9 protein-coding genes and 1 pseudogene are annotated in these 11,667 nt (G+C 43.3%); 6 read left to right on the forward strand and 4 right to left on the reverse strand.

Annotated features, from left to right (window positions below):
* The first annotated feature begins 90 nt into the window (after positions 1-90).
* Entirely contained in the window at positions 91-1,074 is a 984-nt protein-coding gene (locus RT034_RS09745) for a YheT family hydrolase (RefSeq protein ID WP_313016240.1), read from the forward strand.
* Positions 1,075-1,153: 79 nt separating this feature from the next.
* On the opposite strand, the gene gdhA is transcribed toward RT034_RS09745, so the two are convergent.
* Positions 1,154-2,488, reverse strand: a complete 1,335-nt coding sequence (gdhA, locus tag RT034_RS09750) for an NADP-specific glutamate dehydrogenase (protein ID WP_313016242.1) — start codon at positions 2,486-2,488, stop codon at positions 1,154-1,156.
* 293 nt (positions 2,489-2,781) lie between these two features.
* On the opposite strand from gdhA, the gene mpl reads away from it, so the two are divergent.
* From mpl to RT034_RS09770, 4 genes are all read left to right on the forward strand, one after another.
* A complete protein-coding gene (gene mpl, locus RT034_RS09755) occupies positions 2,782-4,215 on the forward strand; it encodes a UDP-N-acetylmuramate:L-alanyl-gamma-D-glutamyl-meso-diaminopimelate ligase (protein WP_313016244.1) in 1,434 nt (477 codons plus the stop codon).
* 84 nt (positions 4,216-4,299) lie between these two features.
* Positions 4,300-5,142 carry a ParA family protein gene (locus RT034_RS09760; protein ID WP_313016246.1) on the forward strand — a complete coding sequence of 281 codons (843 nt, stop codon included), beginning with the start codon at positions 4,300-4,302 and terminating at the stop codon, positions 5,140-5,142.
* 259 nt (positions 5,143-5,401) lie between these two features.
* Positions 5,402-5,659: a GlsB/YeaQ/YmgE family stress response membrane protein gene (locus RT034_RS09765; protein ID WP_036601338.1), complete on the forward strand. Its 258-nt coding sequence runs from the start codon at positions 5,402-5,404 to the stop codon at positions 5,657-5,659.
* A 279-nt stretch (positions 5,660-5,938) separates the two neighbouring features.
* On the forward strand, positions 5,939-6,685 hold the full coding sequence (locus RT034_RS09770) for an enoyl-CoA hydratase-related protein (RefSeq protein WP_313016249.1): 747 nt from the start codon (positions 5,939-5,941) through the stop codon (positions 6,683-6,685).
* A gap of 65 nt (positions 6,686-6,750) precedes the next feature.
* On the opposite strand, the gene thrC is transcribed toward RT034_RS09770, so the two are convergent.
* The 3 genes from thrC to fmt all read right to left on the reverse strand — a co-directional run bounded on the left by thrC (position 6,751) and on the right by fmt (position 10,619).
* Positions 6,751-8,166 (reverse strand): threonine synthase, encoded by a 1,416-nt coding sequence (gene thrC / locus RT034_RS09775; protein WP_313016251.1) that lies wholly within the window; start codon positions 8,164-8,166, stop codon positions 6,751-6,753.
* A 68-nt stretch (positions 8,167-8,234) separates the two neighbouring features.
* Positions 8,235-9,587 carry a 16S rRNA (cytosine(967)-C(5))-methyltransferase RsmB gene (gene rsmB, locus RT034_RS09780; RefSeq protein WP_313016253.1) on the reverse strand — a complete coding sequence of 451 codons (1,353 nt, stop codon included), beginning with the start codon at positions 9,585-9,587 and terminating at the stop codon, positions 8,235-8,237.
* Between the two features lie 15 nt (positions 9,588-9,602).
* Positions 9,603-10,619, reverse strand: a complete 1,017-nt coding sequence (gene fmt / locus RT034_RS09785; RefSeq protein WP_313016256.1) for a methionyl-tRNA formyltransferase — start codon at positions 10,617-10,619, stop codon at positions 9,603-9,605.
* A gap of 136 nt (positions 10,620-10,755) precedes the next feature.
* Here fmt and RT034_RS09790 point away from each other — a divergent pair.
* Positions 10,756-11,667, forward strand: a pseudogene (locus tag RT034_RS09790) (response regulator); the annotation flags it as partial.

Genomic DNA, 11,667 nt, shown 5'->3' on the forward strand with positions numbered 1-11,667 from the left:
AACACCCCAAACTTAGCTCACAAGTCGCCATGAAAAAACTGTCAAAAAGCCGTAGAATAGTCAAAAATCATAACAATCACTAGGTACATTATGAACATTCATCAACTACCCCTAACGCCATTTCGCACCCCTTTTTTCTTAGCCAACCCCCACGTTCAAACCATTTTACCCAAGTTTATCAAACTGCCAAAACCTAACTATCAGCGACACCTTCACCCTGACCGTACCGGCACCACCCAAGTGGCTTATGACTTTGTATTTGCCAATACGAACAATCAGCCAAACCTTGGTAAGCCATTGGCGGTGATGTTTCATGGGCTTGAAGGCAGTAGCGACAGCCATTATGCCATTGCCTTTGCCCACCAAGCGCACCGATTGGGGTATGATGCGGTTATCGTCCATTTTCGCGGCTGCGGCGGGGTAGATAATACCTCAGAATTGGACTATAACGCGGGTGATACTGCTGAAGCGGTGCATATGTTTGACCTGCTAAAAACTCAGTACGGTTATAGCCGAATTGTAGCCAGCGGCGTGTCGCTCGGCGCCAATATGCTGGCGCGTTATATGGGCGAGCAAGGCGATGCAGCTGCCTGTGAAGCAGCGGTGGTGATTTCTGCGCCCGTCGATTTGACGACTTCGGCAAAAGCCATGCATCGTTTTGTCGCCAAACGGGTGTATACGCCTTATTTGCTCAATCCTTTATTGCAAAAAGCTTTAAAAAAGGTCGACGAGCCAGCACTAATCAACGCATTAAAAAATATCAAGATGATTGACGAGTTTGACGAGTTATATACCGCGCCGCGCCATGGTTTTGGTACAGGGGCGAATTATTATATCCAAGCGTCTGCCCTACCTGTACTCAAAAACATCACTAAACCCACGCTGATTATCACTGCCAAAGACGACCCATTTTTGGGCATTCTTGCCACCCAAGCCGATGTGTCACCTTGTGTGCGCTTACTGTATAGCCAACATGGTGGACATGTGGGCTTTGTGCAATTACAAAACAAAAAACTCAATGTGAATTGGCTGCCGACCACGACCTTTAAATTTTTTGAAGCTTGTTTTACCTGATTGTTATCATTTAAATAAAAAACTCTATCACAATGACGGCGCTTTTTATTTATTAAAGTTAATGAGGGTTTTTCTAAAATTATAGAATGCCGTAATTCACCATGGCTTTAGCAATCTTATTAAAACCTGCTAGATTGGCGCCTTTTTTATAATCAACCCTCCCATCCGCTTGTTTACCATGGTTAAAACAATCGTCATGGATATTTTTCATGATGGTTTTTAATTGCTCATCAAGCACCGCAAAGGTTGCGTATTGACGTACCGAGTTTTGTGACATCTCAAGACCTGATACCGCGACCCCACCGGCATTCGAGGCTTTTCCCGGCGCATAGATGACGCCATTACTTTGGAAGATGGCGATGGCATCGGCATCACTGGGCATGTTGGCACCTTCTGCCACGTATTTAACGCCATGATTGACCAGATTTTGCGCATCGTGCCCGTTGATTTCGTTTTGGGTGGCGCAAGGTAGGGCAATATCGGCTTTGATATGCCATGGACGGCTACCGTCGATCCATTCTGCGTCATCACTGGTGCCGACGAAGTCTTTTAAACGTTTGCCTTGCGCTTTATAAGTTTTGAGCGCTTCAATTTGCTCTAAGGTAAAGCCATGCTTGAGATATAAGGTACCTTTTGAGTCTGATAATGTCAGTACCTGTGCGCCAAGCTCAATACATTTTTGTGCCGCATGTAACGATACATTGCCTGCACCTGAGACCAAGACAGTCTTAGCCATCAAGCCGTCATGATGGGCTTCTAGCATGTTTTGTAAAAAATACACAAGACCAAACCCCGTTGCCTCGGTACGAATCAAGCTACCACCTTGTCCCACTGTCTTACCGGTTAATACGCCTGTAAATTCACGATTAAGCGTCTTATACATGGCGAACATATAATTAATTTCGCGGCCACCTACACCGATATCACCCGCAGGTACGTCTATATCTGCACCAATATAGGGCGCTAATTCGCGCATAAAGGCATAGCAAAATCGACGGATTTCGGCGTCTGATTTACCTTTTGGGTCAAAGTCTGAACCGCCTTTACCCCCACCCATGGGCAGACCGGTCAATGCGTTTTTAAAGATTTGTTCAAACCCTAAAAATTTTAGTACCGAAAGATTCACACTGGGATGAAAACGGATACCGCCTTTGTAAGGGCCTAATGCATTGTTAAATTGCACACGCCAACCGCGGTTGACTTGAACATTGCCTTGGTCATCTTCCCAGTTTATACGAAATTGAATAACACGGTCAGGGTTGGTTAAGCGGTCAAATAGATTAAGGTGTTGATAAACAGTGGATTGGTCATAAACCGCTGCGATATCTTCCCAGAATTCTTCGACCGCTTGGATAAACTCTGGCTCATTGCTATGACACTGCTTTAAAATGCTTAATAACTCACTGCTTTTCATACCACTCCTTAATTCTTTAACTTCATAAAAATAGTGCAAAAACACTATTTTGGTGAATTTATAGTAACTTATCACTGTCATAGTAATTTGTAAAACTATTTTTCTGTACCCCTTTGGCACGGTTTTGGCACGGTGGGTTGCCGAAAACTAGACATGGGTGTTTGCGAGCAAGTTAAGCTGCAACTGGATTTAATAGCTGACAAAGCATGATTTGTCCTTTAAAATTGTTAATTTTTAGCAAGGTTTAGCGGCTTTAGTTAGCCGCTAATGCGTATTTGACCTAAGGCAAACTTATGCACATTCATATTCTTGGTATTTGTGGTACCTTCATGGGTTCGTTGGCGCTGCTTGCGCGTGACCTTGGACATACCGTGACAGGCTCGGACGCCAATGTCTATCCACCAATGTCCACCCAGCTTGAAAATGCGGGTGTTGAGATTATGCAAGGGTACGCCGCCAGTCATTTACAACCTGCACCTGATTTGGTGATTGTCGGCAATGCCATGAAGCGCGGCATCGAAGCGGTTGAATATATGCTCAATGAGCGTATTCCTTATACCTCAGGCCCGCAGTTTTTGGCAGAGCAGGTATTGCAATACCGTCATGTATTAGCCGTCGCAGGCACGCATGGCAAAACCACCACTACCACGATGCTGGCATGGATTTTACACTATGCAGGCATGGATGCCGGCTTTTTGATTGGTGGCGTGCCACTTGTTGATACCTCAAATGAACGCCTAAAAAAAGCGTTTGCCCACAGTAGTTATTTGGGTAGTGATAAAACTGCGGATCATGAAGGTTACTTTGTCATCGAAGCGGATGAGTATGACAGTGCTTTTTTTGATAAACGCTCTAAGTTTGTTCACTATCGCCCAACCACCGCAATTTTAAACAACCTTGAATACGACGACGCCGATATCTTCCCAAACCTTGCCGCTATCCAAACCCAGTTTCATCACATGGTACGTATGATACCCTCACATGGCAAAATCATCATGCCAGCAGATACCGAAAGCTTGGAAGAAACCCTTAAAAAAGGCTGTTGGACACCGATTTGGCGGACAGCGCTTGATAGCACTAATCACCAAGCGGATTGGCAAGCCAAGCTAGTGAAACAAGACGGAAGCCAATACGAAGTCATGTTTGATGGTCACAAAGGACAAGTCAATTGGCAGATGAGCGGGCTACATAGCGTCAATAATGGTTTAGTGGCAATTGCAGCAGCCTACAATGTTGGCATATCAGTTGCACAAGCCTGTGAAGCCTTATCCAATTTTGCGGGTATCAAACGCCGTATGGAGCTGGTCGGCACAATTGATGACAACGGCAAACAGATAGAAGTTTATGACGACTTTGCCCACCACCCGACCGCCATTGAAACCACGCTTGATGGTGCCAAAAAACGTTTTGCGGATAACCCAAACCGTAAAATCTGGGCGGTAATTGAACCGCGTTCAAACACCATGAAACTCGGTACCCACCAAGGTTTGCTTGCGCCGTCAGCGAGTATCGCCGACCAAGTCATTTGGTATCAACCTGCCAATCTAGATTGGTCAGTTGCCGATGCGATTGGCAATGCTGCCAACCAACAAGTGATGACATCGACCGATGCGATTATTGAGCATATTGCAGCGCACATTGGCGATGACGATGCGGTGATTGTGATGTCAAATGGCGGCTTTGAAGGTATTCATGGTCGACTGGTGAAGGCACTGCAGCAAGGCTAACTGTTCTAACCTTGTAAATTTGCTAGCAAAAGTCGTGATTTTTTAGCATACTCATGATTATTTGTACAAATATTAGGTTACACAATGCTTACCCGAGTCATTTTTAATCAAAAAGGCGGTGTTGGTAAATCCAGCATTGCTGTCAATCTTGCCGCGATGAGCGCCCATCAAGGTTTGTGTACCTTACTCATCGACCTTGATCCACAGTGCAACGCTACCCAATATATCATCGGCGATGCGGCCACAGACATTCATCCCGCGCATATCACAGAACCCAATATTGAAAATTTCTTTTCGCAAACCCTGCAAGCGACGTCTAGCCCTATGCCGATGATGTTTGCATTTCCATTTGGCGGTATGACGGGTAGTCGCAATCAAGGGTTAGAACACTGCATACACACCACCCGATTTGATAATTTATCACTGATTCCAGCCAGCCCCATGCTTGCCGATATTTTGCAGCCCCTTGAAAGCAAACATAAAATTTATAAATTAAAAGACGGCTTAAACCTCTTAAATCAGCATTTTGATCGGGTGTACATTGATACACCACCGGCGTTTAATTTTTTTACTTTGTCGGCATTGATCGCGGCTGATCGTGTTATCGTTCCGTTTGATTGTGATATTTTCTCCAAACGCGCGCTGCAAACCTTGGTGCAAAATATCTTAGAGACGCGCCAGGACCATAATAGTGACTTGTTAATTGAAGGTATTATCGTCAATCAGTTTGACCCACGCGCCAATTTACCCAAAGAAGTGGTACAAACGTTGGTCAATGAAGGCTATCCTGTGTATGACACCAAACTTAGCCCTTCAATTATCATGAAACAATCCCACCATCAAAGCTTACCGCTGATTTATTTGGACACTAAACACAAACTCACCCAACAATACGCTGCGCTTTATCAAGAAATCGAATCTAGATAACGGAACTTACATTTAATCGTCTCTACTGACATAGCATTACATTAAATAAAAAATCCTCTTAATACTTCAAAGAGAACTTACATAATTAACAAACCAACATTTTAACTGCTGATAGCTTGTCTATAAAATAACAGTCATCAGAGAGGCAGTTATTAGTTAAAACTATAAATATAACAATTTAGCCCTGTAACGCCTGCCAATCGATTAAGCAACAAAACAAATTAAAAACTAGACAAGTTAAAAAATTAGGAGTGTTAAAATGAGCTTTATTTATATGATTATCATGGGTCTTATCGTTGGTGTTATCGCCCGTGCTATCAAGCCAGGTGCCGACGCAATGGGTTGGATTCTTACCATTGTACTGGGTATTATTGGTGCGTTAGTAGGCGGTTTCTTAGCAGGTATGCTAGGCATGAATGCCAATGGTGGCTTTACCGGTTTAATCTTTTCAGTGATTGGTGCCATTATTGTGCTATTCGTTTATGAACTAGCCACTGGTAAACGCCGTATTGGTTAATGCTGTATGAGTTAATTAAGCAATCAATTTAAAAAATCAATTTATAAAAGGCATTTAATTTAAATGCCTTTTTTATTGGCTAAAATTTTCTGAACGTATGGTAGCTAACGCTTGGCATTTTAGCTTTAATTTTTTTCAGTTTGAATTTTTTGCGGTCATTGTCTCACTAATTTTAGAATCTCAGCTTAGAATAATGCTATATTGTTGACTTGGTTTTTAGCACGAGATACCTACTAGACCCCTACTAGACACTGATGAGATACTAAGGTAAACACTTTCATGGAACAACTTGTCAATTTTCACACGCAAAATGGCGTTTTAGAAATCCAATTTAATCGTGCTGATAAAAAAAATGCCCTAACCAATGCCATGTACCAAGCCATACAAACCGCGATGGAACAGGCAAAAAGTGACGATAATATTCGAGTGATTTTATTTACGTCAACCGGTGATTTTTTTACCGCAGGTAATGATCTTGTCGATTTTTTAACCAAAGCAGAAAACGATAATGCCGAGCTTAGTGCGTTAGATTTCGTGCAGTTTTTGGGCGATTATCCCAAACCCATCGTGGCAGCGGTGACAGGATCAGGCGTTGGCATTGGCTTGACGCTGCTACTTCATTGTGATTTGGTGTATATCGTAGAAAACGCTAAATTATTGGCCCCGTTTGTGGATTTATCGTTGGTGCCAGAAGCAGGCTCGACCCTTTTGCTGACGCAAAAAATTGGTTATCAGCGTGCCTTTGAGGTGTTTGTAATGGGTGAAAAAATCACAGGCAAACAGGCGGTTGAATTGGGCTTAGCCAACCAAGCTTTTGCTAGTAGCGATGAGGTATTAAGCACGGCGCGCCAAAAAGCAGAAATACTTGCCAAAAAATCGGTGCCATCGGTACGACAAACCAAAGACTTAATGCGTAATGCCACAGAAATCCTAGCGCGTATCCAACAAGAAAACATTCACTTTAGTAACCGTCTACAGACGGATGAAGTCAAAGCGATACTGCGCAAATTTGTCCATAAACAGTAAAGCAAAAAAGCCTTTTAACTAGCAAATTAAAAGGCTTTTATTTGAGTCAATTTATTAGATAGCTATTATTTGGCTACCACAAACTGTTCAATTTGCGCCCGCACCAAATTTGCATCATTATCAAGCACAGTCACATACTGCGCCAAGCTTTCGATGTTATCGGTATGTTTGGGACGAGGAATGTCAAGTTGACCGACAGCTTCGGTGATGGTCTCGGCAAATTTGGCTGGCAAGGCGGTTTCAGCGCAGACAATGACTTCACCCTCTTTGCGTACTTCACGAGCCACTTTTATCCCATCAGCGGTATGCGGGTCAATTAGCTGGTTGTCTTCGGCATACACTTGTTTGATCGTGGCGATACGGTCGGCATGGGTTGATTTTCCCGATGCAAAGCCATATTTGCCATTGATGTTCGCCATCAAATCCGACATATCAAAGCCTTTACCTGCGTTGACATCCTGCCAAAGTGTATTAATTGTTTCGCCATTTTTCTCAGCGAGCAGGTACACAAAACGCTCAAAATTTGACGCTTTTGAAATATCCATCGATGGACTTGATGTCACATAAGTTTTGTCAGCAGTACGGGGGCTATATTTGCCAGTAGTAAAAAAGTCGTGCAGAACGTCGTTTTCGTTGGTGGCAACGATTAAACGCTCGATGGGTAATCCCATTTCACGGGCAATATGTCCGGCGCAGATATTACCAAAGTTACCCGATGGCACGCAGAAACTCACCTTTTGGCTGTTGTCGGTGGTGCTGGCAAAGTAACCTTTAAAATAGTAGACGATTTGCGCGAGGATACGACCCCAGTTAATGGAGTTGACAGTCCCAAGGCTGTATTTGGCTTTAAATTCGGCATCTTGCTGCAGGGCTTTTACGATGTCTTGGCAGTCATCGAACATACCTTTGATGGCGATGTTATGGATATTTTTGTCATCAAGGCTATACATTTGTGCGCGCTGGAATTCACTCATTTTGCCATGGGGTGACATCATGAACACTTCGATATTGTCTTTGCCGCGCAGCGCATATTCAGCAGCCGAGCCTGTATCGCCTGATGTAGCGCCGATGATGGTCAGACGCTCATTTTTTTTCTTTAACACATATTCAAAAGCATTGCCCAAAAACTGCATGGCGATGTCTTTAAATGCCAGTGTTGGACCATTTGATAACTCGATGATTTTGATGCCATCTTTGAGTGTACGAACAGGGGTGATATCGGGGTTGCCAAATGCCTGCACGGTGTAAGTTTTATCAATCAATGTTTTTAAATCATCTTTTGGGATATCGGTGGCAAATAATTGCATGATTTCAAAGGCAAGCTCAGGGTAGCTCAAAGTGCGCCATTGGGTGAGGGTTGCTTCATCAATCTGTGGGTATTCTTCAGGTAGCATTAAGCCGCCGTCTGGGGCAAGTCCCATTAGTAACACATCACTAAATTGCATAGGGGCTGTTTTGCCACGGGTGCTGATATAGTTCATCTTTCCATCCATTTAATCAATTTCATGCAGTTTAGCATAAACCTAGCATTGCGATGAATGCCAATTTTTTAGCCACGTTTTTGCAGTAAGGCATAATAAAAGCCATCGCCATCGTTTTGATGAAGCGGCAAGCATTGATAACCGATGTCCCGTTTGATTTGGTTGGATAAATTAAGGCTAAAATCCACAATTTGCGCCTCTTTGTGCGCGGCTAAAAACGCTTGTAGTTGGTTTTCATTCTCTGCTTTTAACATCGAGCAAGTGATATAGAGTAGATAACCATTACTGGCTAAATTATGCCAACAGTTTGCTAAAATATTGGCTTGTAACGCAGCAGTTTGCCCTACATCTTCTTCAGTACGTAGCAATGCAATATCAGGATGGCGGCGAATCACCCCCGTTGCGGTACAAGGTGCATCAAGCACTATCATATCAAATTGGGTATCTGCTTGAAACGTTGTGGCATCATCACATACCAATTGTACATTTTCTTGGTTTAACTGCAAACGTTCAAGGTTTTGGCTCACCCGTTGTAAACGTTTTTCATCGTTGTCCAAAGCGATTACATGAGCGATATTTTGATGTTTCACGTGAAACGTTTTTGACTGATCAAGCTCCAATAAATGCGCCAGTTTACCCCCAGGTGCAGTGCAAGCATCTAGTACCGTCAAAGATTTATCCAAGGCGAGGCTTGCCAAAATATGTGCTGATAACTGGGCATGTCTGTCTTGCACACTGACCCATCCTTCGGCAAATTTAGGTAAATCTGTGATTCTTATAGCGTCAGTGAGTTGAATGGTTTGCACTTTCTCAAGGCCAATGAAGACTAGGTCAAAACCGATGCCTTGTTGGGTTAATATATTGGCATAATCCTCTACACTACAAAATTTACGATTGACGCGTAAGAATATGGGCGCAGGTTGGCGAAGCGCTTGTCCAAGCTCGACATAGTATTCACCCCAATCCTGTTTGAGCTGTTTGGCAAGCCAATTAGGTAGACTGTGGTTTTTCTCAATTTTTTTGGCAAATTTGGTAGGGTTTTTTTGCACCTTTCGCAGTATGGCATTGATAAGTCCAGCACCGTAACCTTTATCCAGTTGTTTGACTGCTTCGACCGTTTCACCAATCGCCGCGTAATCTGGCGTGTCCATATACAGCAGTTGGTACAGTCCGATATTGAGTGCTGCCCATACGCCTTTATCATTGACTTCATGCTCAATCAAGCTTTCACCAATACGAGCGAGTGCCCACCATTGACGCAGTGTGCCAAGCAATAATTCATGGGCAAAGCCTTTGTCTTTTTCGCTCACTTGGTTAAGTAGTGGCTCAAGCAAGCTAGCTAATGACTCGCCTTGTTGGATACGCTCGAGGGTGGCGACAACTTTGGCGCGAGTGTTAAGCTGAGAATGTAATTGGGTCATGATATGCCTAATTGGTTATGAGTGAAAAATATCACCATCGTTGAGTTTATCTCCATTGGCAATTTGCTCAGCGGTTAATGGCTTGCCCCCTGGCCACTGCATTTGGGTGATATTAATCAGATGTTGTGCACCCTGATGTTGGTGGTTGGTCGCGTTTTTGCCACAGGCGACCAAAATCGCGTTACGACCCACACTGACGATTTTACCTGCGGGTTCATGGGTTTGTTGGTCGAGTTTAATGGGCGCTGCTTCTATTATTTTGATACGCTGATTGGGGTCTTTATGTTCATCAAGATAGGTAAAGGCATTTAACGCACGGATTTGACGCTGAATACTGATGGCATCATTTTGCCAGTTAATTTCACCCTCTGCCGTGGTGATTTTCTCGGCATAATTAGCCAAAGCGTCGTCTTGTTTTTCGGCTTTTTGTTGATAGTTTTCTAAATTAGACAACACCGTCACAATGGCTTCACCGCCCAATTTGGCTAATTTATCATGCAATAGTTGGGTGGTATCTGTGTCAGTGATTGGGCACGCTACTTTATACAGCATATCGCCCGTATCGAGTCCCTGCGCCATTTGCATAATGGTAATGCCTGTAGTGTCGTCACCTGCCAAAATCGCACGCTGAATGGGCGCTGCACCGCGCCAGCGTGGCAATAATGAGCCATGAATATTGATACAGCCAAATTTTGGGGTATGTAGCACGCCAAGTGGTAAAATCAACCCATAGGCCGCCACTACCATGATATCGGGTCGATATTGTTTAAGTGTTTCACGTGAAACATTGCCATCGGCTGATTTTAAGCTAAAGCTTTCGGGCTGTTCCACCGCAATGTTATTTGCTAAGGCAAGTGTTTTAACGGGCGATGCGCTAATTTTTTGCCCACGACCAGATTTGCGGTCAGGTTGTGTATAGACTGCTACAATGTCAATATTAAGGGCTTTTTGGTGACTGATGAGTGCTTGTAAAGCGACTTTAGCAAATTCGGGCGTACCAGCAAATACGACCCTAAGCGGGGTTTGAGACATGATAAATTTCGTCTTAAATACAATAAATTTCTGCTATTATAATATGAATTGGCACAATACTTAAATCTAGCATTGTGATGATGGGTTTTTTTCTTTTACCTTCATTGACCGTTTTCTCTATTGGGTATATCACGCTGTGTCAAACCAGTTTTCTCTCTACAATCGCCCGGCAGCTCGGCGACTCATCGTAACCTTAGTGGCTATCGAACTGATACTGATAGTGGCAGGTTATGGGTTGCTAGGTTTTTATGCGTTGCAGCAGCAACAGCAGCTCGGTGAAAGTTGCCTCGTTGAGCTGGTTGATAAACTCAATCATAAAATTAGCCATCATGAGTACGATTGGAGCCAAGTCACTTTAGATCACCATGCGGCGATTAAAAATTATCAGTTGATTATCGTTGAGCCGACGGGTGCTACTACCGTTGTCAAAAACAACCATGACGATTTTTCTGTCCCCTTACCCAATTGGACGCTATCTAACAAACAAAGCAATAAAATGTTTTATGATATTCATGGCTTTGAAGTTTGGCAGAATCTGGCAGCGGGTTACCGCTTATACGTTAAAGTACAATATTTGCCACTTTGGCGTAATTTTGCCAACCCTATCTATTTGCTGCCGCTGCTATTGGGGTTTTGCCTATTTTTATATATGATGATTCAGCTGCGAAAAGTTTATGATGTTTGGGATAAATTTCTCGATAATGCCCAAAATTTGCAATTGCAAATTAGTCAAGGTTATCAGCCTGCCAAGCTTCATGAGTTTCGTGACCACCCTGAATTACGCTATTTATCTCAGCTGTTTAATCGCCATGCTTATAAGATGGGGCAATATTATGATAAGATTCGCGAGTTAACCTATCGACAAAATATTTTGATTGATACTTCACCAATTTTGCTATTTATCATGAGCAGAAATGGTCGGATTGTTTACTTTAATCATAAATTTTCACAAGTGTTTTATACCCCGTTTCAACCGGGGTCGATGTATATTCTCAGTGACTTTATCACCGGTGCCAATAAAACCACGCAGCAGTTACTAAATTCGCTC

This window comes from Moraxella sp. CTOTU48841, from assembly GCF_032061225.1.
Lineage (GTDB): Bacteria > Pseudomonadota > Gammaproteobacteria > Pseudomonadales > Moraxellaceae > Faucicola > Faucicola cinerea.